The sequence below is a fragment of the Bacteroides sp. AM07-18 genome, assembly GCF_003602695.1.
Lineage (GTDB): Bacteria > Bacteroidota > Bacteroidia > Bacteroidales > Bacteroidaceae > Bacteroides > Bacteroides uniformis.
Map to the genome: position 1 here is coordinate 18,750 of NZ_QTLM01000013.1, position 23,270 is coordinate 42,019.

The 23,270-nt window shown below is 48.0% G+C and carries 16 protein-coding genes and 2 pseudogenes; 5 read left to right on the forward strand and 13 right to left on the reverse strand.

Annotation, left to right across the window (positions count from 1 at the left end; genetic code table 11):
• Positions 1–10 precede the first annotated feature (10 nt).
• Entirely contained in the window at positions 11–661 is a 651-nt protein-coding gene (locus DW096_RS14430) for an MgtC/SapB family protein (protein WP_055205182.1), read from the forward strand.
• 8 nt (positions 662–669) lie between these two features.
• On the opposite strand, the gene DW096_RS14435 is transcribed toward DW096_RS14430, so the two are convergent.
• The 7 genes and pseudogenes from DW096_RS14435 to DW096_RS14465 form a co-directional block, all read right to left on the reverse strand.
• Complete coding sequence (locus tag DW096_RS14435) at positions 670–2,136, reverse strand: mobilization protein (RefSeq protein ID WP_182422626.1); 1,467 nt, start codon at positions 2,134–2,136, stop codon at positions 670–672.
• A 373-nt stretch (positions 2,137–2,509) separates the two neighbouring features.
• Positions 2,510–3,609, reverse strand: a pseudogene (locus DW096_RS14440) (DUF6371 domain-containing protein).
• Positions 3,610–3,804: 195 nt separating this feature from the next.
• On the reverse strand, positions 3,805–4,944 hold the full coding sequence (locus DW096_RS14445) for an AAA family ATPase (RefSeq protein WP_055205180.1): 1,140 nt from the start codon (positions 4,942–4,944) through the stop codon (positions 3,805–3,807).
• A 5-nt stretch (positions 4,945–4,949) separates the two neighbouring features.
• On the reverse strand, positions 4,950–5,324 hold the full coding sequence (locus DW096_RS14450) for a helix-turn-helix domain-containing protein (protein ID WP_055205179.1): 375 nt from the start codon (positions 5,322–5,324) through the stop codon (positions 4,950–4,952).
• A 197-nt stretch (positions 5,325–5,521) separates the two neighbouring features.
• On the reverse strand, positions 5,522–6,343 hold the full coding sequence (locus DW096_RS14455; RefSeq protein WP_055205178.1) for a hypothetical protein: 822 nt from the start codon (positions 6,341–6,343) through the stop codon (positions 5,522–5,524).
• 236 nt (positions 6,344–6,579) lie between these two features.
• Positions 6,580–7,701, reverse strand: coding sequence for a site-specific integrase (locus DW096_RS14460; protein ID WP_055205177.1), 1,122 nt, complete (start codon positions 7,699–7,701; stop codon positions 6,580–6,582).
• Positions 7,702–7,827: 126 nt separating this feature from the next.
• The gene (locus DW096_RS14465) at positions 7,828–8,769 is read right to left on the reverse strand and encodes a helix-turn-helix domain-containing protein (RefSeq protein WP_055205176.1); all 942 of its coding nucleotides are present in this window, start codon (positions 8,767–8,769) and stop codon (positions 7,828–7,830) included.
• A gap of 721 nt (positions 8,770–9,490) precedes the next feature.
• On the opposite strand from DW096_RS14465, the gene DW096_RS14475 reads away from it, so the two are divergent.
• The gene (locus DW096_RS14475) at positions 9,491–11,743 is read left to right on the forward strand and encodes an inorganic phosphate transporter (RefSeq protein WP_118931095.1); all 2,253 of its coding nucleotides are present in this window, start codon (positions 9,491–9,493) and stop codon (positions 11,741–11,743) included.
• A gap of 1 nt (position 11,744) precedes the next feature.
• On the opposite strand, the gene DW096_RS14480 is transcribed toward DW096_RS14475, so the two are convergent.
• Complete coding sequence (locus DW096_RS14480) at positions 11,745–13,175, reverse strand: CCA tRNA nucleotidyltransferase (protein ID WP_118931096.1); 1,431 nt, start codon at positions 13,173–13,175, stop codon at positions 11,745–11,747.
• Positions 13,176–13,304: 129 nt separating this feature from the next.
• On the opposite strand from DW096_RS14480, the gene DW096_RS14485 reads away from it, so the two are divergent.
• On the forward strand, positions 13,305–14,135 hold the full coding sequence (locus DW096_RS14485) for a hypothetical protein (protein ID WP_118931082.1): 831 nt from the start codon (positions 13,305–13,307) through the stop codon (positions 14,133–14,135).
• 172 nt (positions 14,136–14,307) lie between these two features.
• On the opposite strand, the gene DW096_RS14490 is transcribed toward DW096_RS14485, so the two are convergent.
• The 5 genes from DW096_RS14490 to DW096_RS14510 form a co-directional block, all read right to left on the reverse strand.
• On the reverse strand, positions 14,308–14,820 hold the full coding sequence (locus DW096_RS14490; RefSeq protein ID WP_025836286.1) for a lipid-binding protein: 513 nt from the start codon (positions 14,818–14,820) through the stop codon (positions 14,308–14,310).
• Between the two features lie 5 nt (positions 14,821–14,825).
• On the reverse strand, positions 14,826–15,530 hold the full coding sequence (locus tag DW096_RS14495; RefSeq protein WP_158589302.1) for a BT_2262 family domain-containing protein: 705 nt from the start codon (positions 15,528–15,530) through the stop codon (positions 14,826–14,828).
• A gap of 35 nt (positions 15,531–15,565) precedes the next feature.
• Entirely contained in the window at positions 15,566–17,074 is a 1,509-nt protein-coding gene (locus DW096_RS14500) for a SusD/RagB family nutrient-binding outer membrane lipoprotein (protein WP_120028808.1), read from the reverse strand.
• 18 nt (positions 17,075–17,092) lie between these two features.
• A complete protein-coding gene (locus DW096_RS14505; protein WP_255421218.1) occupies positions 17,093–20,137 on the reverse strand; it encodes a SusC/RagA family TonB-linked outer membrane protein in 3,045 nt (1,014 codons plus the stop codon).
• Between the two features lie 139 nt (positions 20,138–20,276).
• Complete coding sequence (locus DW096_RS14510) at positions 20,277–20,915, reverse strand: DNA-binding protein (protein WP_025836403.1); 639 nt, start codon at positions 20,913–20,915, stop codon at positions 20,277–20,279.
• Between the two features lie 351 nt (positions 20,916–21,266).
• On the opposite strand from DW096_RS14510, the gene DW096_RS14515 reads away from it, so the two are divergent.
• Entirely contained in the window at positions 21,267–22,505 is a 1,239-nt protein-coding gene (locus DW096_RS14515) for a VapE domain-containing protein (protein WP_369904492.1), read from the forward strand.
• A gap of 529 nt (positions 22,506–23,034) precedes the next feature.
• Positions 23,035–23,256: pseudogene (locus tag DW096_RS14525) on the forward strand (carboxypeptidase-like regulatory domain-containing protein); the annotation flags it as partial.
• Positions 23,257–23,270: the final 14 nt, after the last annotated feature.

The following is a 23,270-nucleotide window of genomic DNA, read 5'->3' on the forward strand; positions in this document are numbered from 1 at the left end:
CACATAGGTAATGAATATGATTTTAGAAATAACACTCAGGCTTTTTGTGGCTCTTTTACTGGGAGGAGTCATTGGAATAGAACGGGAATACCGTTCAAAAGAGGCCGGTTTCCGTACACATTTTCTTGTGGCATTGGGTAGTGCCCTCTTTTGTGTTGTGTCACAATATGGGTTTGGTTTTGATTTGAAAGATTCATCACGAGTAGCGGCACAAGTGGTATCTGGCATTGGCTTTCTTGGAGCCGGAACCATTATTTTCCAAAAGAATGTGGTACGTGGTCTTACTACGGCAGCCGGATTATGGGTGACAGCTGCCATCGGACTGGCTTGCGGAACAGGAATGTATATTGCAGCCGCCATTGCTACTGCAATGGTGCTTTTCGGTCTTGAAGTAATGAATTCTTTTATTCCTACTTTCGGTACTACCACGGTACAACTCACTTTCACCGCTTCCACAAAGGAAAGCGTGAAACGGGTAGTGGATCAGATAAAGGATGATTGCATCGAACTCTATTCTTATGAACTGCGTGACCGTCGTACTTCACAAGGTGAAATCTTCGAGGCTAACATTGAGATGAAAGTTAAACGTGGTAATCACAACGAACGCCTTATCGATTATATGGATGAATTTGATGATGTGACTATAGCAAGCTTTGAATAAATTACAATTTACCTTCTCATTGAAAACCCCCTCCTTTGCTGTTGGTCATACTGTCCCTCCACCACGTTATCCACTTCCCGCCTGGCTTTGATTTGCTCTCGGTTATCCAATTTGCCTTTCTGCGTGGCTGTGATATACAGGAAATCCCCAGCAGCTTGGTGCGACTGTTTGTCGTCACCGAACAGGTTAAGGGCACTCTTGATGTCCGACACCTGTTCCGCATCGAAACGAGGCTTGTAATAATCCCTTGCCAAACGGATGATACCGTTTACCGCCTTGCGGAAGATGTCGCTTGTTTTGAGCAAGAGGAAACTGAGACTGCCGATAATTTGATTCTGCCACGAAATGTGGTTTTTGAACCTCGCCGTTTCCTCTGTATGTGCCGCCTCCTTACGGTTGAGTTCGGACTGGTGCTTGGCTTCCAGCTTCATCAGTTCACGGTAGTGGTCGCTCTGTATGGTTTGGATTCTGCCCTGCAACTGCTCGATGGTATCCTCATGCGTGGAAATCTCATGGCGCAAGCCCTCTATTTCGCATTTTAGGGACTTTGACTTGCCCGTAGCCCAACCGACAGCGGCATCAAGAAGTTCACTGCCTTTCTCCCTGTTCAGTTTGGAGCGTTTTTCTTTGATAGCCCTGTCAAGGTCTTCACTCTGGCGTTCCTTTTGATTGGCAGTCTCGATAAGAGAGTTGGTTCTGTTTTCCGCCTCCTGCATTTTCTGATTGGTCATTTCCAACTGATACTCCCGATACTGCCTTGTGGCATCAAGGCGGCTCATCTCCTCTTTCTGCTTCTCAATGATGAAATCGTTACGCTCCAGATGCTCCTTGCCTGTCTCGGCTTTGGACTGCCCACGTTTCATCGAGAGAATATCAGATGCCAAAGTCTGCATTTCCATCATGTCATTGTCGTTGAGCTTTTGGCTCTTTCCCGTGTCGTGGTTCATCCAGTCGAATACAATGTGTGCGTGGTAGTTCGGCTTGAACCATTTTTCACCTACTTGGAAACTCTCCTTGTCCTCCACTTCAGGCTGTCCGCTCAGCCAATGCCCCTCGTCCTTGTGCAGGAAAATTTGAAGCGGAGTGATGCCCCAGCGTTTTTGACACTCCTCGCCAAATTTCTTCACATCTGCCAGTGTGGTGTCCGGTTTGATAAGCAAAACACCCTCACGGATGGGTGAGCATCCTGCCACTTTGATGATTTTTCCGTTCTTGCCTTTGCGCTCCCGCTCTTTTTCCTGCATGGCACGACCCGTCTTTTCCTTTACCATCCGTTTTATGTTGTCGTAGTGCGTTTGCAGGTCTGGGTTGCCTAAGTTCGGGTTTATCCACTGCTCGTTGTCGGCAGAGAGTTCGGGCACGATATAGATTTTGGATGTACCGATATTACGCATATACTCGGCAGTCCTTCGGTTATGAGCCTCGCTTGACTTGGTGTTGCAAGGCTTGATATGTATGCTTGATTTTGTTGCCATTTTCTTAGAATTTGATTTGTTGATGAAATTATTTTTCCGCTGTCCGCTCATAACCGCAATGGGTTATTAGGGCATCGCCTTAATCGGAGGGTGCAGGGAGAGGGTCACTTCCTGCTCCGGGTTCTTAGGGGTGGAAGCCTCTGAGCGGAGTTTCCAAAGAGAGGGTCACTCTTTGGTCGGGTTGCATAGGGCTGACAGCCCTTGCCGGGTTCTCAGGGCAGCGTCATGAGTGGGACGGGGCAAAGCCCAGCCCCTCGGGAGAGCCCACAACTACGAAAGCGAAGCGTGTAGTTATAGTGGGCTATATCAAGGGCAAGCCCTTGTCCGTTCACCACAGCCTTTGGCTTCCGCTCTCCTGCCGTCAGGGAGGGTTTCAGTCACTGCTTCCGATTGGACTTGCACCGACCAGTACAAGGTCTAAATCGTCTACCAGCTTTTGCAGGACGGGGTTCTTCTCTATCATCCGTTGGAGGATTCTTTCTGCTTCTACCAAGTGGTTGGCTGTGCACATGAGTTTGCACTCCTGTATCTGGTAGATAATCCAGTCGGCTATGTCTATGTGGTCAGCCTTTTGTTCCGGTGTGGCGTTCCTTTCGATGATGTCAGATACAATACCCTGCAAAATGTCATGCTCCCGGCACGTTGTTTCCACTCTGCATATCCGTCCGCATCGGGAAAGAGAAGCACGGTTCGTTCGGTCAGCGCACGGAGCTTTTCTTCTCTCATTTGGCTTTTGCCTCCTGTCGCCAGCCATACATAGCCGGGGAAGATAGCCGAACCTATGACGGCACTCTTTTCGGATTCCACCAATACTACCACCTTGCCGGGGTTGCTTTTTAGCAGATGTTCCCCGAAAAGACATTGGGAGAGCTGCCACTCCTCCGGCAAAATCTGTTGCTTTTTCAGTATGCTGTGTATCCAGTTCACTGCCGATGTCAGCCCTCCTTTGATACGGTGTCCGTCTTCGGGATTGTAATGCATTACCTTGCCTGTACGTACCTTGTTGTTGCGGTCTATCTGCCAGAAGATGACAGCCCCGTCACGGGTAGCCCCCAAACGGTATTCTTCCAACAACCGGGTCAATACTTCTCTTGCCTTGCTGCCGTAATAGGCGGTAAGGAGCGTGGAAAGGAAACGGAAGAAGTTGCTGTGAACGCTTTTCGATTTCTCCACATAATGGGATGGTATGTAACCTACGGCACTCGGCTGTGATACCTGTCTGGGCTTTTGTTCCACTCTTTGCCCACCAAAAGAGAAATCCTTTGTTGTACGACATTCGGGATGATCCTGAAAGTATTGCTTGGGGGTGTAGTGATACCCACAACCGCTTTCATGATTACATCTGCCGACCGTTGGGTGAAGAGGTATGTTCTGCTCATCTACATAATAGGCAAAGGAATGTCTGTCGCCACAATTCGGGCAAATGTGCCGTGTAGCCGTTCCTTTATATCTCTGTAACGAATAGTTGCTCATTGTCTGCCTCCTTTCTTTTTCCGTTGGTTATTGTGCTGTCCCGTCCTGTCCCACTGTCCCGGCTCACAGGGCGTGGGACAGTGGGACACCTTGGGACACTTGGAATGTTTTGAGAAATAACGCTTCTGTTTGCAGGGTTGCTTATCCCGTAAATGAAGCTATTACCTTTTATAACGGTATGTGTAATAAGACCTTTCATAGCTTATCCTCTGTATTATCATTTCCTGTAAACAGTTCCGCTTGCATTACTTCCTTGATTGTCCCGACTGTCCCATCCTGTCCCGTTGTCCCACTTGCCGTGGGTTGGGACGGTGGGACACTTGGGACAGCCGTCTTATCGCTATCCTTGTTGCGCTGGATAATCCGGCTGACTGTGGATTTGCCGCAATTCACCTGTGAGGCTATCTCCCTTACTGACCTGCCCGATTGGGACAGTTGTAATATCAGGCAGTCCCTTTGGCTCGATTCATTTTCGCCCAACTTTTTCAGATGTTCCTTTTCCGTGGAATATCCCCTATGTACGAACTGTAGGAAGGCATCCACCTTTTCAATCTCATAGATGATTACATTGTCAGCATCGTATGAGTATGTACCGTAGCGAACTTTCAACTGCTTCACATAACGAAGCCCGCCATCCTGCGCACTCTTGCCGATGGCAAAAACACTGTCAAAGAAGTTGTATAGCCGCTTGCTTCCTGCAAGGTCGTTGGAGGTGATAGGACAGTCCAAGGAGCGTTTGGGCGTATGAGCCAACACGAGGATGGACAGCTCGTATCTCTTTTTGAGGTTGTTAAGCTGTATCATCAGCCGCCCTGCGGCATCGCCTTTCTCCATGGCGCAGCACAGGTAGGTAAGGTTGTCAACTATGAAAATCTTGCTGGCGGTTTGCAATGCCATCTGCTCAATGCTGCCGATAATGGCTTCCTCAAAATTTTCCTCCAACAACGAGTTGCAGTCAAGCGATACACGGTACAGCCTTTCGGGAAAGGTGTAGAGGTTTCCGTGTTCGTTGGTGTATCGGAGTTGGAACTGCTTGTCGGACAACTCAAAGTCCAGATACAGCACGTTGTCGGTTCGGGCGATGCGGTCGGCTATCTGCACGGCAAGGATGGACTTGCCCACATTGGAGTCGGCAAATAGGCAGGACAGCTCTCCCTCGTACCAGAAACTGTCCCACAGCGCACGGGGCGTGGGCAGCAGCGATGCTTCGAGTATGGTGCGGTTGGCGGTCTTGATACTCATCACACCGATACTCTCCGGCATACCGCTCCGAACTTGGGAAGCCCTCGCAAGGTCGCCATGTATCATGCCGATACAATTCTTATCCTCTTCCATCTCTTTTACCAGTTACGTTTGTTGGGTTTGCGACGGTGCGATGAGGATATGGACTCGTTCAGTTCCTCATCGGACAGTGGCACGGGATTCTTCCGGGAGGATTCCAGCCACTTGTCAAGTTCGTCACGGTAGAGGCAATAGCGTTTGCCGGGCTTGGTGGCAGGGATGCTCCCGTCCGACAGCTTCATGTAGAGCGTGCCTTTGGGAATACCCAGATACTCTGCTGCTTCGTCTACCGACATGGGGACATGGGTGTCCACAGCCTTTGCATTGTTCACACTGTTCTGCTCGGTAAGCAGGCTTTTCAGGCTCATCACTTCGTCCCGAAGCTGAGCCACGACCTCCGGAAGGTCATTGAATGTAAGATTTACTTTTTCCATTTTGCGATTCGTCTCTTTTGTAAGACTTGCCGCAAAGGACTGCAATGATAGGGTCGTGAATACCTCCACGAAAAAATAATTCCCGAATAACGATACCCAACCGTGAATGATGGGTAAAGTTGTTCGGGAAACGCTATTAAACAGGCTGTTAAGTAGTGTCGGCTACTTGTCGTTATTGCTCAAAGACGGGATGATTTTTACTCTTTTTGCAAGTAACCATTCGGATAATGGAAATCCAGTTTGCCGTCTTCGAGTTCGTCAATGGGAATCGGTGGCTTTAACGGGTCAATCCTAAAGTTCTTGATGGTCGCTATATCCGTTTCGGCAAACTCGCGAGGGAAAAGCTCTTTGACGAAACGGGCGCGGTTATCCCCATTGTAATATCTCTTGTACATGCAACGCTCCGCTATGTTCCATATGAAATGACGGAGCGGAATATTGGAGATGTCCTGTGTCAGCCGCCTTTTTATCGGCTTCGGCTTGTAGTTGTTCTTATTCATCCAGTTGCTCACCTCGTTGCAGACATGGTTCACGGTCTCTTCGTCAGCGATACGGGGCATGTAGAAATGTATATACTCCACGACCATGCGGATGCGTCTCTTATTTTCTTTGTCCTGCTCATCTTCATAACTTGAACGGATTTCTTCGTGACGCTTCGGATCGATGTTCAGCTCTATGGGGTGGACATCGGAGCTTGCCTCTTCCGCTATCTGCGTTACAGGTTCTATTGTATTCTGCGGTTCTTTTTCCTGCAAGGCTACGGCTTCCGTAGTAATCTCTTTTGCCTCCTTTTTGCCGGATTTGATTTTGTAAAGCTGGTAAGTGTCAAAGATAATTGTCTGGAAGGATAAGTAGAACAGCCAGCCCAACAGATTGCTGCACAAGAATACTATCAGCCTTACAAAGTTGTCCTGGTTGAAACTCTCGGCAACGATAAGCGTTATAAAGAATGAGATTAGGCAGATGGTAAAGCCGATGAAGCCTAAAATGATATGTTTGTCTTTGACGGATGAATCCATATTCTGTTCGGGTATTACTGGTTACTGTCTGAATTTTGTGCAAAGTTAATGCTATTCTTCTGATTATTATTCATTACCCGTAGTCAGAGGGTTCTTTTTCAGCGTTTTTCACCAAATTGCCAAAATCATACTCAATTATCATACTCTGATGGCTTGTAGGGATGGAAACAGAGGGAGCGGTGGGCGTAATAATGCCTTGACCGCTCCCTCCGAAATTCCGTCTGCTTATAACCGCCTTATGCTTCCTTGCGTTTCAGGGTTATCTTGTCCACCACATCACACATCTGCTGCGCTGCCATTTTGGAATATATCTGTGTGGTGGTAATGTTCTTGTGTCCCAGATAGGCTTGTATGACAGCCATATCCGTACCCATTTCCACATGCAGGCTTCCGAAGGAATGCCGGGTGCAATGGAATGTTATCTTCTTGGTTATTCCTGCTGTCGAGAGCCACCGTTTCAGCGGTCCTTGTAGCATCTTGTCCTTGAAGCCGTCAAAGATAAGCCCCTCGCACCGTTCCCCGAGCAGTCTGTATGCTTCATCGCTGATGGGGTTGTGTACTATCTGCTTCGTCTTCTGCATACGGGTGGTCACGAACATCTTGCCGTTGGTGTACGGCTGTATCTGTTGCCAAGTGAGCTGCTTGATATCGCTCTTCCGCAATCCGGTAAGGCAGCCGAAAAGAAACGCCCTCTTCAAGACTTCTTCCTCACAGGGCGTTTCGGCAAGCCGTATCAGTTCCTCTTGGCTCAGGTGCTCCCTCATGGTCGGAATACTCTCGATGCGGTCTAAGAATCCGTTGGGGTTTTCCTTTATCTTCCTGTCCCGATAGGCGGTGTGGAGTACGGCACGGAAAGTTGACCAATACCCGGCAGCGGAGTTGATATGCAGTTTCCGGTTGGTGTGTATGGACTGTGGAGCATCAAGCAGATACTCCATAAATTTGCGGCACAAGTCCACATCCACCTCCTCAAAGGTGCATCTGCCGTTCACAAACCGTTCGAAGTGCTTGTAGACGTGTTGCCATTTGGTGTTTTTCCTGTCCGCCAGCTCCTTGAAGTAGGCAAGGAAATCGCCTTTCATCCTCGCCTTGTCAAAGAAGCCGTGGTTCTCGTTGAAAATGGCTTCATAGCGTTGGTTACGCAGTATCTCCGCTTTCTTCATCATGCGTGTGTTGAAATCCCGCTCTTGCTGGTTGGCTGGCTTGGCGAAGAGGTAGATGCCCAAGGATTCGCGTGTAATCACCCTCATGGTGGTGTTGTCGCGGTAGCCGGGATAATAGTCCAGACATAGTGAATACTGTGTCCCGTTCTTGATTTTGCGCTTGCGCAAAGTTACAGTCTTGCATTTCATATTCATTCTGATTTTAATTGATAATACGTTTGTGGGAGTTTCCCGTTTCGGGGGCAAAGTAACAACGTGAAACAACCGTGAGAAACGTCACGGACAATCATTTTGAAATAATTTTCCGATAATGCAGGTTGTTCACGGTTGTTTGTTCCTCTCTGCCATGACTCGCTCCACATCGGAGCGTAAAAGCAGGTTTTTCACACCAACCTTTACCTTTTCGATGTGTTTCACCTTGACGATATGGCAGATGTTGGCGGAAGAAAGTCCGTAAATCTGCTGCACCTGTTCCACTGTGTAGTAGCGTTCATCGTTCACAAGGTCGGTTCTGCGAAGCTCGTCCAGATGGGATTTGGAGTAGTAGGTACGCCCGTATTCTCTTTTGGTGGGAATCCTGTGGCGATAGGCGTATGCACGTAGTGCGGACGGTTTCATGCCGAACACCTCTTCCGCTTCTTCGGTCAGGAGCCAGTCGGTAATCTTGCTTATATCGACTGACACACCGAAGAACTCGTCAATATGCCTTTTGCTGTAATAGTTCTTTCCTGCAATGCGGCAGATGGGGATGCGGTTGCGCTTGGCGGAGGTATAGAGCCACGACTGCTTTACCTTATAAAGGGTCATCACCTCCTCACCGGAATAGAAGTCCAGCACTTCATCGTTTTCCTTTTCCCTTATCTCCCTTTTGGGGGATTGGGAAGATGAAGCGGACTTTTTCGGTGCAGGGGTGCTGCCGGGTAAGATACGGTGATAGGGATTGCCCTCCAGCATCCGCTCAATGTCGGCTCTGCGGATAATAGCCATACGGTTGCTGATGCGTGAGGCTTTCAGCTTGCCGATGGCGACCAGTTTATAGATGTACTGTCGGGAACAGCCCATGAGTGTGGCTGCTTTGGAAAAGGTGAGATACTCCTGATGCTGTATCTCCATGAGTGGCAGGGCGACTTTGAAGAGGTTGTTCTTCTGCGCTGTTCTGGCTCGCTTGGCTTCCGTCTGACAAGCCTCGCTGCAATACCGTTGCATACCGCTACGGGTTACAAACGGTTTGCCGCAAAATTGGCATTTCTTTGTTGCTTTCATACTGCTTTATCGTTTACTTGTTCACTTCTCACTTTGTATATCCCCGAAGTGGTGAACGGTCGTAAACAGCAGTCAACCGTTGTCGCATTTCCACACGATGTGACTGTCGCTGCATATCGGAGCGGAAATTGTCGCTCATCGTAAACAGTTGTAAACCCTTGTCAACTCTATGCACGATGTGACAAAAAATAAGCCCCGCAAATTCTCCACGTCAGAAATATGTCTCAAAAATATGTGGAAATTTGGGAAGCATCAAAAAGCAGCCGAAATGTGTTAAATCTTGGAATGTATTGACAATTAAAGGTTTATGATTGGATATTTCTGATTGGTTTTGGTTGTTGGGGCGTTCTAAATACAATATGTAAAAAAGTTACATACATCTTTGATTTTTAATATCAAAGTTCTAATTACAATCAATTCTACACACAACTTGTATGCAATATTCGCAAGAATTCTCGACATCTGCAAACAATTAACTAGTAATTTGGCTGCTTAACATAGAAATAACCAAATACGAAACACAAAAGCATCCACTCTTCTATTATACTTATATTGTTACTCTTAAATGCTTAACATTAATGATTATTAGGAGAATAAGAGCAATCGCTCTTAACACAATACCATTCTATTCCAAAACATTTGTAACATTTCTGTAACATGTATGACATTTCCCTGCAACACCAAACTCTTTCCTTTGCAGCCGGAAATAAAATACATGTCTATGGAAACAATTTATCTGGGTATCGTCATCTTTCTGTTCGTACTCGCGATTTTCGACCTCGTGGTAGGTGTCAGTAATGATGCGGTCAATTTTCTTCAGTCGGCTGTCGGAGCAAAGGCAGCATCTTTCAAAACCATACTGTTCATTGCAGGCATTGGCGTCTTCATCGGTGCGGCACTCAGCAATGGCATGATGGACATTGCACGACACGGCATCTATCAACCGGAGCACTTCTACTTTGCCGAAATCATGTGCATTCTGCTTGCCGTCATGTTGACGGACGTCGTGCTATTAGATGTCTTCAACACTATGGGAATGCCTACCTCCACCACTGTATCCATGGTGTTCGAGCTGCTGGGAGGTACGTTCGCACTGGCGCTCATCAAGGTCTATAACAGCGATACATTGGGACTGGGCGACCTCATCAATACAGACAAGGCGCTGTCTGTCATCATGGCCATTTTTGTATCCGTAGCCATTGCCTTCTTCTTCGGTATGCTGGTACAGTGGCTGGCACGTATCGTGTTCACCTTCAACTACAAGAAGAACATGAAATACAGCATCGCGCTGTTCGGTGGTATAGCTGCCACCAGCATCATCTACTTCATGCTGATAAAGGGGCTGAAAGACAGTTCATTCATGACTCCTGAAAATAAGCAATGGATACACGACAATACCGCATTGCTAATAACCGGTTTCTTTGTATTCTTCACCATACTGATGCAGATACTGCATTGGTGCAAGATAAACGTCTTCAAAGTAGTGGTTCTGATGGGTACTTTCGCCCTCGCCCTCGCCTTTGCCGGCAATGACTTGGTGAACTTTATCGGTGTCCCCCTCGCAGGATATTCCTCATTTATTGACTATACAGCCAATGGTACGGCCGCCGGCCCCGACGGATTCCTGATGTCCTCACTCCTCGGTGCAGCCAAAACCCCGTGGTATTTCCTTATCGGTGCAGGCGCCATTATGGTTTATGCACTCTGCACATCCAAGAAAGCCCACAACGTTATCAAGACTTCCGTGGACCTTGCCCGCCAGGATGACGGTGAAGAGAACTTCGGAAGTACCCCGATAGCCCGTACGCTGGTACGCTTCAGCATGACTCTGGCTAACGGAATATCCAAAACGATGCCCGAAAGCAGCAAACGCTGGATTGATACCCGTTTCCAGAAGGATGAAGCCATCATAGCCGACGGCGCCGCTTTTGACTTGGTTCGCGCCTCCGTCAATCTCGTATTGGCCGGTCTGCTCATCGCCTTGGGAACTTCCTTGAAACTTCCCCTTTCCACCACTTACGTCACCTTTATGGTAGCCATGGGTACATCGCTTGCCGACCGTGCCTGGGGACGTGATTCGGCGGTATTCCGCATTACGGGTGTGCTCAGCGTTATCGGCGGTTGGTTCATCACTGCCGGAGCAGCGTTCACCATCTGTTTCTTCGTAGCACTGATTATCCATTTCGGTGGTACGGTTGCCATCCTGGCGCTGATTGGTCTGGCAGTCTTCATGCTGATTCGTAGCCAAGTGATGTACAAAAAGCGCAAGGAGAAAGAAAAAGGCAACGAGACTCTGAAACAATTGATGAAGAGTACGGACAACAACGAAGTCATCGAATTGCTCCGTAAGCATACCCGTGAAGAACTGGTGAAGATTATGGAATTCACAGAAGAGAATTTTGAACGCACCGTCACTTCCTTCCTGCACGAGAACCTGCGCGGACTGCGTCGTGCCATGGGCTCAGTAAAATTCGAGAAACAACTCATCAAGCAGATGAAGCGTACCGGAACACTTGCCATGTGCCGCCTCGACAACAATACCGTACTGGAAAAAGGACTCTATTACTATCAAGGCAACGACTTTGCCAGCGAACTGGTGTACAGCGTAGGTCGTCTTTGCGAACCTTGCTTGGAGCACATAGACAATAACTTCAAGCCGCTGGATGCCATTCAGAAAGGAGAATTTACAGACGTAGCCGAAGACATCTGCTATCTGTTGCAAGTATGCCGCCACAAGCTGGAAACGAACAATTTTGATGAACTGGAAACAGAAATCCGCAAAGCCAACGACCTCAACGGCCAGTTGTCCCACCTGAAACGCGAAGAACTGCAACGCATCCAAAGCCAGAGCGGCAGCATCAAAGTCAGCATGGTATACCTGACTATGATACAAGAAGCCCAGAACGTAGTGACCTACACCATCAACCTGATGAAAGTAAGCCGCAAGTTCCAGGCAGAAAAAGAAGAGTTATGAGTTATAACTCCTTAAGCCCCATCTTCTCCGCCCGTTGCAACATAAATGCACGGGCGGCTTCGTATTCATTGGGAATGATGCCGTCCAAAATGGCATCCTTAATGGCACTCTTCAAGACACCTACCTGCTGGCAAGGAGAAAGGCCGAAAGTCTTCATGATTTCTTCACCACTGACCGGAGGCTGGAAATTACGGATACGGTCGCGTTCCTCCAAATCCTTCAGCTTCTGGCGTACCAACTGAAAATTATTAAGGAAGCGTTTCTTACGCTCCATATTCTTGGAAGTAATGTCGGCTTCGCACAGTGTCATCAGGTCGTCTATATCATCACCTGCCTCAAACAAGAGACGACGCACTGCCGAGTCGGTCACTACATCATCCGCTATCACAATGGGACGCATGTGCAGGCTCACCATTTTCTGCACATATTTCATCTTCTCATTCATAGGGAGCTTCATCTTGCGGAAAATATCGGGTATCATCTTCTCGCCAATGAAATTATGGTTATGGAACGTCCAGCCCGCACGGGGTTCCCAACGCTTGGTGGCAGGCTTGGCTATATCATGCAGAAGAGCCGCCCAGCGTAGCCAAAGGTTGTCGGTCTTCTTGCTGATGTTGTCGAGTACTTCGAGCGTATGGTAGAAATTGTCCTTATGGGCGCGTCCATTGCGCGTCTCCACGCCTTGCAGCCTGACAAGTTCCGGGAATATCAGTTCCAGCAGACCACAGCGGTCCAGCTCAATGAATCCCTTAGACGGAATAGGTGACAAGATGATTTTGTTCAGTTCGTCTGCAATGCGTTCTTTGGAGATGATGGAGATGCGTTCGCGATTACGCTCCAGAGAGTCGAATGTCTCATCGTCAATATAGAATCCCAGCTGGGTGGCAAAACGGACACAGCGCATCATGCGCAAAGGGTCGTCACTGAAAGTTATATCAGGGTCGAGGGGAGTCCGGATGGTCTTTTCCTTCAAGTCTCCAATACCGCCAAAGGGGTCGACCAACTCGCCATAACGCACCCGGTTCAGGCAAACAGCCAGTGCATTGATGGTAAAATCACGGCGGTTCTGGTCATCCTCCAATGTACCGTCCTCTACAATAGGCTTGCGCGAATCGTGTGTATACGATTCTTTTCTGGCGCCCACAAACTCAACTTCCGTACCATGGTACTTCAATTGTGCCGTACCGAAATTCTTGAAAACGGAAACATGCGCCCCACGCCCCAGACGCTTACCCAGCGCCTCGGCCATGGCAATGCCACTGCCTACCACCACCACATCAATATCCTTGGAAGGACGTTGCAGGAAAATATCACGTACATATCCACCGACTACGTAACATTCCAATCCCAATTCATCAGCCGTTTCGGATATCCGCTTGAATATATCATCACTAAAATATTGCTTCAGTTCTTCTGCCGTCAAATCTATCATAAATAATGCACTAATGTAATGAATACGCAAATGTGTTAATGGCCTATTAGCACATTTGCACATTAAAATGCTGCAAAGATAAAGATATTATTTCTATTTTTGTGGACTCTAACTCCAAGAACAACAAATATGAAAAAAGTAATACTCCTTGCATGCCTATGCTGTACACTCTTCTCTTGCGAAGATGTGGAGAAGAAGGCCGGTGAAAAACTACAAGCTGCCCGCGAAGCGTATGAACTCGGCAACTACAATGAAGCGAAGATTCTGATTGACAGTATCAAGGTACTCTATCCCAAAGCGTTCGAGACTCGCCGTGCAGGCATCGGCCTGATGCAGGAAGTGGAACTGAAAGAGCAGGAAAAGAGCCTGGTCTATCTGGACAGCATGCTTCAGGCCAAACAAAAGGATTTCGATGCCGTCAAAGGGAAATACACCTTTGAAAAAGATGCCGAATACCAGAATATCGGCCATTACCTGCACCCTTCCCAAGTGATAGAAAAAAACCTGCACCGCTCTTTCCTTCGCTTCCAGGTAGACGAGAACGGAGTCATGAGCATGACTTCCATTTATTGCGGAGCCCATAATATCCACCATGTGGCCGTCAAAGTCACCGCTCCCGACGGCAGTTTTGCCGAAACACCCGCCGCCAAAGACAGCTACGAAACCACTGACCTCGGTGAAAAGATTGAAAAGGCAGACTTCAAACTGGGAGAAGACGGAAACGTCATGGGGTTCCTTTATCTGAACAAGGACAAGAATATCAAAGTCAACTATCAAGGGGAACGCCCCTATTCCATCACCATGACTGCCGCCGACCGCCAGGCCCTTGCCAGCGTCTACGAACTGGCACAACTGCTGTCATCCATGACGGAAATAAAGAAGAATATGGAAGAAGCCAATCTCAAAATCGAATTTGTAAAAAAGAAGATGGAAGAGAGAAAAGGCAATGCACAAGAATAAAAGATGCCATTAACTGTAAATAGCTGCGGGATATCTTCTCACGAAGACACCCCGCAGTGTTTCCTTTCAACAAGAAAACTATCAATGTTAAACTTACCGGAATGTTAGAAAATTCCGGTAAGAGAGAAACTTCCCTACAGCCGCTACCATAGGGGAAAGTTTTATTTCACAATCAGTTGTCTTGTGCAAGCCCCGTATAGCGGTAACCCGCAACTTTAAGTTTGGAATAAGCCGCCGGAACATTATCGTCATCACTGAATGTTACATAAAATACAATGCTGTCAGCCGGCGTACCATGAGGGGTGGTTGCTGCTCCCGGCAGCACCTTGCCGCTTTCAATCGTCACGTTGCAGTCATAAGCCTCGTTGGCGACAGCGCCTTCCGTGCTGAAAGTAAGTGCGTTGACATCCGATTTCACCCTTACTTTATATTCCCAGACATTGCCCGCATCATCTACATACATCTCAGTAGGGACATTGGCAGCCGTATTATAAGTATACAGCATGGTATGTCCTAATCCGAAGACATCCTCGTAGAGCACAGCTCCGCTTGCATCCACGCCATCCACCGTCACATACCATTCTCCAGCAAGCGCTTTGGTGGCAGTATTGCCAACCTCATCTTTTTCGCAGGAAGCCAAAGCAAGTCCTGCTGCCATAATCAATAAATATACTACTTTTTTCATACGTTTCATTTCTTATACATTGTTACATAGAAGTTCATCGGAGTATCCGTATACTCAAGATTATAAGTCATGGTTCCGGTAGCAATATCAAACGTTCCGTCAGTCAGACTTGTTGCCGAATCGCCCCAACCTGCCAGAAAACTGTCCACCAAAGATACAACCCCACCGGATACTGAAATGGTGCCCTGCATGGCATAAGTCGTGCCATAACCGGCACGTACACAATACCACCCGGCCAACAAATCATCCACAGCATAAGTGCCGTCACCGTTGTTCAGTATCAATACCGTATAGTTGCCTCCGTACGCCACTTGGGCGCCTGCACGGAGTCTATAACTCGCAGGATCCACCTCATAAACACCTTCAACGGCATCTGCCGGATCGGTAACGATGACTGTACGCGAAGCAGTGGAAGCAAAGCCGTCGGCATTCACAATGGAGTAAGTGACGGAATACACGCCCGAGTTGGCAGTATTCACGTTGGATGTCACCTTTACATCAGCCGTCACATCTTCCCCGTTCAGGATAGCGCTATAACCCGGCTCTGTATAACCGGCTCCTTTATCCAGATAAAGAGTCGTCTCACCTTCCAGGGTCAACTCAGGATAGTACGTGATGCGTGTCATGCCTGCCGTACTTTCATCATCGCAGCCAACCATCGAAACAGCGGCCAGCGCGAATATCATCAAATATAATAATTTACTTTTCATTGTTCTGTTCAATTTATGCATATTGAAATGATTGGTTACTTGCCCCAAAATACGGGTGATGTATAACCCGGGAAATCCGGAGTATTGGGGTTACGTGCAGAAGAGCTTTCCGCATACGGATAACGCTCCAGAATCTTGTTGTCGCCCACTTGTCCGAATACCTGGATAGGAGTGTAAAGCGTACCTGCCACATACTTCGATACATTGTAAGAGTCCTCATCGCCTATGGAATAGAAGTCACTGCCTTTGGCTGTTCCGAAAGTCGGATAATCCAGACGGCGCATTTCGCACCATGCCTCGAAAGTGTTTACACCGGACAGTGCCACCCATTTGGCGATACCGATACTTTGCTTATAGTTGCTCTGGTCGTAAGGATAACGGGCTATATACTCTGCGGCTCCAGCTACACCTGCTGATGAGAACGAAGCTTCTACAGCAGCGGCATAATGGGCAGCGGCCTCGGTAGCCGTGCCATAACGTGCATAGTATTCAGCGATGAAGAATTCGACTTCCGCCACTGAAATCAAGCAGACCGGAGAGTTGTAGTTCACTACCGGGCGGCACCAGTCTTGCAGCTTGCTTGTAGAACCCGGATAGTTGGTTCCGGAAATGCCGCCGATATATGTTCCCGTACTGTTGGGTGCAAAGAATGCGGCAAGGCGCGGATCCTGATATATGATGTTGTCTTCAGCATCTTTCACCTGCATAGTTCCGATGATGGCCAGATTGGCAGCAACGTTTGTCTGGGTAGAGCCCCAAGCAGAGCTGAATTCCTCGGAGTAAAAGGGATTCATCTGTCCGGGTTCGTTACTCCAACAATCCACATAGCTCACGTCCGCCGTCGGGAAGTTATCTTCAGCAATCAAAGCGGCAACTTCAGCCTGCACGTTCTTCACGTCGGCCATACGCATCAGCATTTTCAGTTTCAGTGCATTGGCAAACTGTATCCATCGGCCTGCCGTAGCAGACGGATAAAGGAAGTTGGCACAAACCGGACTTGAATTCGAGGCATTGGCAAGGGCAGCATCAAGTTCGGCCACCACCCCTTCATAAACCACTTGCCCGTCGTCGTACTTCGGAGTAGCATTGTCAGAGTTAAGTGCTTCCGTATAGGGTACTTCACCATAGCAGTCCACCAAAGCTTCGTAGACAAAGGCACGCAAGGTAGTGGCAGCCAGATAAGTCCCCCAATCCTCTTCTGCCAGCGACTTTTCAAGTACCGTCTTCAAGTTCAGCAACGCTTTTTGGGTGAACTGGGTGTAAGTACCGCTGCTGCGGGTAGCAGACATGTTGAACTGCGAATAGTCCACATAGTTGCTCGTACCGTTCAGTTGGGCATACTGCTGTGCATGATAGCCACCGGCAATGCGCAGGAAATCGCCATAGCTTGCCGCCACGTTCATCTCGATGGCCGGCATCAGCATGCCCGTTTCGATATTGTCTACCGAAGGCGAGTTCGGGTCTTCATTGATATCCAAGTAACTGTCGCAGGAAGCAAGAGTCATACTCAATGCCACAGTCGATATTAGTAATATTCTTTTCATATCTGATTTCTCCTATTTTTAGAATTTAACGCTGAGGCTGCATCCGAATGTACGGCAAGACGGGTTGGTGTAAAGCTCACCGAACTGCGTAGCCAAGTCACCGTTAGTAGCCTGGGAAACTGTAGTCGACTCCGGATCGACAAAGTTATTGTCCGAAGCCGTCCATGTGAATACATTATTGCAGAATACGGTCAGTGCCAGGCTGCTCAGTGAGATGGCACGTACCCATGCCTTGGGCACATCCCAAGTCAAGCTGATGTTACGCAACTTGACGAAAGAACGGTCAAGCAGGTAGGCTTCGCCGCCGGCGCCATATCCATAGTCATTGAAGTAGGTCTGGTAACTGCCGTTGTGCTGATAGATGGGAGTGGTGTTCTCCGAATAAGTACCGTCTCCGTTGTCCACAACAGAATTGGGAATGATGAACGGACGACGGCCGTTGTAGGTTGTAGCAATTCCATTGCCGGTAAACTGCATCAGGTTCTTGGTGCGTGAGAACATATAGCCGCCCTTACGGATATCAAGTGCGGCACTCAAGGTAAAGCCTTTGTAAGTAAAGGCTGTATTTACACCGCCGGTCCAGTCATTGTTCATGTTTTTTCCGGTATCTTCAACCGAAGTCCCCAATACCGGCTGCCCGTTGGCATCCACAATGGGTTGTCCGGATTCTGTATATTTAGGCAAGTAAGTATAGAACTGTCCCATTGGCTTGCCCTCTTCCGCATACATATAGACAGCATCATTTCCGGCCGAGAAGCTATAAATGGACACTTTGCCACCCTCAAGACTTTCCGGAAGTGCGATGACCTTGTTATTATTCTTGGCAAAGTTAAAGTCCAGATTCCAGCGGAAATCCTTTGTCTGGATGGGCACTGTATTCAGCACCAGTTCGACACCGCTGTTACGGACTTTACCGAAGTTGGTCACCATATAGCTGTAACCGGTTGAGGGGTCGACCGGCAATGTGAAAATCTGGTCATTCGTAGTACGGTTGTAGTAGGAAGCATCGATACCGAGGCGACCGTTGAAGAACTGCAAGTTCAAGCCCACCTCAAATTCTGAAGTCATTTCCGGTTTCAGCGTGGAACTGCCCTTCGTGTTGGAGGCCTGGAACGCATTGGAGCCATTCATCGGGAATTGCGCTATTCCACTTCCATAATAGCCGTTTGCCACGCCTTGAATGTAAGTGACTCCCGTCTGATAAGGGTCGGCATCATTACCCGTCTTACCATATGCCAGACGCAATTTACCAAAACTGAGCACTTTGTTTTCCGGAATGAGCCTTGTAAAAATCCAGCTCAGTGTAGCGCCCGGATAAAAGAAGCTGTTCTTGTCGATGGGCAATGTGGAAGACCAGTCGTTACGGGCAGTCAGGTTCAGGTAAACCATATCGTCCCATCCCAGCGTGACATCTCCAAAGAGTCCCACCAAACGGCGCTTGTTCTGGCTTTCTCCAAGAGTGGTTTTCGTGGCACCGTTGCTCAAATCCCAAAATCCGGTATGGAAAGTCAAATCATCCGTCTGTCCGGTTATTCTGGTAAATGAACGTTCATTCATGTTGACACCCGCATTGATGTTTACATCCAGTCTGTTGTCCAGAAACTTATCGGCATAGTTGGCAAGAAAGTCATGGTTCAACTCCAGATGACGTCCATAACGCGCATACACATACCCGCTTTGGTTCATGTTAGAAGGTGCGTAACCATAGTCATTGTCAATCAAGGCATCATCCAGTGCAATCTGCGGTGACCCTATTTTCACATCATAGTCGGTGTAGTCAAATCCCATACGGTAAGAGAATGTCAATTCTTTGATTGGCTTGATGTCTGCCTGGATTTTACCATAAATCTGCTTGGAAGCCGTATGATTGTAGTTATTCTCCAATGACCAATAAGGATTGGTGATGCCGTAAGGAGTAAAGTAAGCTTCCGGAGTATTGAAAGGCGAACTTGTATCTTTCATATCCACAATGGAGATATCACGAGGCATCTCAAACAAGCCGTCAATAACGGAAGTTCCCTGAAAGCTGCCGACGGCATCGGTAGCCGTGCGTGCAAAGTTAAGGGAAGAAGACACCTTCAGCCAGTCGGCAGCATCATAGCTGCCACGGAAAGCGATGGTATTACGTTCGAATGTATCATAGTCCTTCGGCATGATACCGTCATCATTGGAGTAAGAATAAGAAAGGTAGTAGTTCATCTTGCTGTCACCGGAAACACCACTCAGTGCGATATTGTGGTTTTGAGACCATCCCAAATCAAAGAAATCCTTCACATTATCTTTTTTGGCACTATATTCATGAATCAGTTGCTGATGATTCCAGACCGGGCCATATACCTGCAGAGAACCGTCAAGGGCAGGCCCCCAGGAGCCATTCTCGATGAATGTCTGGCCGCCGTTCCATCCTTGTCCGAACTCGTTCTGCATTTCGGGCAGCAAAGAGACCTGACGTGCCTGCAAGCTTCCATTATAGCTGATGGAGAAGTTCCGGCCATCTCCCTTCTTTCCGGTCTTTGTAGTAATGATGATGACACCGTTGGCTGCACGGCTACCATACAATGCGGTGGCAGCAGCACCCTTCAGCACAGTCATGGACTCAATGTCTTCCGAAGAGACATTGGCGATACCGCCCGTCGCCACATTCTTGCCGGAACCGGAGAACATATTGTTCTGCAAAGGCACCCCGTCCACTACATACAGCGGCTGGTTGTTGCCATTGATGGAACTGAAGCCACGGATAACGATATTGCTTACCGAACCCGGATCGGAAGAAGTGGAACTTACCTGGAGACCGGCCACCTTGCCGGAAAGTGCATTGGCAACGTTCGTTGTACGTGCGCTGATAATCTCGTCACTCTTCACCGTGGTGGCAGAATAGCCCAATGTCTTTTCCGAGCGGGAAATGCCCATCGCCGTCACCACGACCTCGTCCAACACTTCGGTGTCCGGCTTCAAGGTAATTTTCATTAATCCCTGTTTAATTGGAACTTCTTGCTGCTGCATTCCTACGAACGAAACGCGCAGAGTCTTTGCGGAACTTGGTTGAAGTCGTTCGCTTTCAATATGTAATACTTATAATGACAATCCTTCGGAAAAAAAGCTGCTTTCTGTTGCATTCACTCATTCACCGGAGTACCGGTATTGCCGTGTACAAGGGGGATGCAGGGTGAAAGCACGATTCCAGTGGAAGCGTTCAATACTTTCACCGCTCTTGCACGGCATCCCTCGACACTCCGTAGTATCCCGGTGCAGGCATGTAGATGGGTTGTGTGCGCCTTCCCACATTCTTCAGTTTGCCTTCGTCCTGCAGGCGACGGAGGTGACGGTTGGCAGTGGCACGCGTCAGCCCGCATAGTTCTTGAAAGTCATAACGAACCATGATGGAATGCTCCGCGAAATACTCTTTCAGACGGATGTCGATTTCCACTTCGGACAGTTGTGCCGAATGGCGTGTGTATTTGGCTTGCGTGGCACTGATACCTGCCAGTTCCGCTTTCAGCTTGATGTCCGGACGGAAGCTGATGGTTTTCAGCCTCAGCTTCGCGCTTTTGTTGGGCGTACTCCGCGTCACCCGTTGCGTGCTTTCCAGTGTGGGTGCAAAGTAGCCCAGGCCGTCAATGTGCACCACACGTCCGTCGCGCAGCTCTTCACTGCAAATCTTTGCCAAGGTGCTGATGGCACTTTGCGCATCACCCACCGTCAGCGAACTGCGGGCATGAATCATGCTGCACAGTTTGTCGGTGTCCACCTTCCCGTTCAGGAAGATGCGAGGATGCAAACCTTTCTCTCCCTCCTCTTCGGAAGCGTTGGGATTCTCGTACCAGTCGAATACTATAGCCATACTATTGTTTGTCGTTTAAAAGATTACTGTTCCCTGCCTTCTCCGGAGTTTCTTCTACCCGGATGACTCAAGTGATTCACTTGGCGCACTCAAGTGTTTCAGCCGAATAACTTAAGTGATTCGTCCGACTCACTCCGGTGAGTCATTCTTGAACTGCCTTCAAAGATACAATAAAAACAAATGCCCGGCACCCTAAAAAGCCTTTTTTTTCATGCACGCCTTTTTTTAGGAAAAACTTGGGGAAACACTTGCAAAACGCCTCCCGGCAATAGTAACTTCGTGGCATCGGTACCGACAAAACTAATTTTACACACTCATTAAAAAAAACTAATTGAAATGAAAAAGAAAACAATGACATTGGAGCAACATCACCTCTTCAGAGAAGTAAAACGGCTGATGACAAATTCGGAGCCGGACAAAAGAGAACTGAAAACAGAACGCCGGAAGAACGTCGGCCAACCTGCTCTGCTGGCACGGCAAGTGAGTGATTTCTTGAAATCGAACTACGATTTCCGCTACAACCTGCTGACGGAAGAAAACGAGTATCGCTCTGCCGGAGAAAGCAACACTCCGTTTCTACCCGTCGGTAAGCGGGAATTGAACACGTTCTGCATCGAAGCTCACGAGCAGGGCATTTCCTGCTGGGACAAAGACTTGAGCCGATATGTCAACTCCGCTTATATACCCGGCTATCACCCGTTCCTTCTTTATATGGAAGAGTTGCCCGCATGGGATGGGCACGACCGCCTGGAAGCCTTGGCAAATCGTGTTTCATCAGATCCGTTCTGGGTAAAAAGTTTCCATCTCTGGATGCTTGCCTTGACTGCCCAATGGGCAGGTATGCAGGACATACATGCCAACAGCGTTGCCCCTATCCTCATCAGCAGTGAACAAGGACGGCAGAAATCCACTTTCTGCAGGGCGCTGATGCCTCCGGCGCTCCGACGTTACTATTCCGACAACCTGAAGCTGTCCGCACAAAGTAATCCGGAGCGGTTATTGGCGGAAATGGGCTTGCTGAATATGGATGAATTTGATAAATATGGTGCACAGAAGATGCCGATGCTGAAGAATCTGATGCAAATGTCGAGCCTCAACATCTGCAAGGCTTATCAGAGGAATTTCCGCAACTTGCCCCGGATAGCTTCTTTCATCGGAACGTCCAACCGTTCGGACTTACTGAGCGACCCCAGTGGCAGCCGGCGGTTCATCTGTATAGAAGTGACGCACGTGATAGATTGCGACAACATGCAGCATGACCAGATATATGCCCAACTGAAAGCCGAACTGCATGAGGGTGCTCGATATTGGTTCACGGGAGAGGAAGAACGCGAACTGCAACACCGCAACAGTGCTTTTTATCAGACGTGTCCTGCCGGGGAAGTGTTTCACGCATGCTTTCGTCCGGCCAAACCCGGCGAGGAATGCGAATCGCTTTCCGCAGCCACCATCTATAAGGTTCTGAAGAGCTATAATTCCGCCGCGATGCGTGGAAGTAACCCGGCAACCTTCGGACAAGTTCTGTCGGCAACCGGAGCGATACGGAAGCATACCAAATATGGAAATGTTTATTTGGTAGTCCGGAAGTAGCAGATATTTTTCCTTTGACTTTCCGAGGTGAAGGCGATGAATGCTTCAGGAAACATCCCCAAGCATTCCTCCTTCACCCTGAATCCTGCTGCTACAAGGCGTTTGCGGCAGGTTGATGAATGCGGTGAACCTCATGCAATTTGTCATCGTGTTCAGTAGAATAATTATCCATCAAGGCTGTCCGGACTTACTAATTGATGTTAAAACTAAAATTATCGTTGACTATTACAAATATTTTGCAGTGTACGGACAAAAGAATAGAAATACCATGAAAAGGCATAAAATATCTATAATAAGCCAGTATCTATCCGGTAGTCGAACAAACCAATTTGTATTAAAGAATTTACAAAGTGTGACATTTTGATATTTTGTATATATGATAACTGATTTTTATCCATGCTATTGTTAAAAACGTAATCTTTGTGACATGTTTTATCTGTTTTTCTTTTGCTATTTAAAAAAGTTAAATACCTTTGCACCGTGTTAGGTTTAAAATTGATATTAATAGGTTAAATTTAAGAGAGAATTTATGAAAAGAAAATTAATGTTGTTGTTAGTCTGTCTCTTCGTGAGCATAGGCTTTGTGACAGCGCAGACATCTACCGTTTCGGGAGTTGTGACTTCCGAGGAAGATGGCGAACCTGTTGTAGGAGCATCAGTATTAGTTCAAGGTACCACTTTGGGAACCGTAACGGATATTGATGGCAAGTTCACAATTCCCGGTGTACCAAGTTCCGCAAAGACTCTGCAACAACTGTAGCAGAC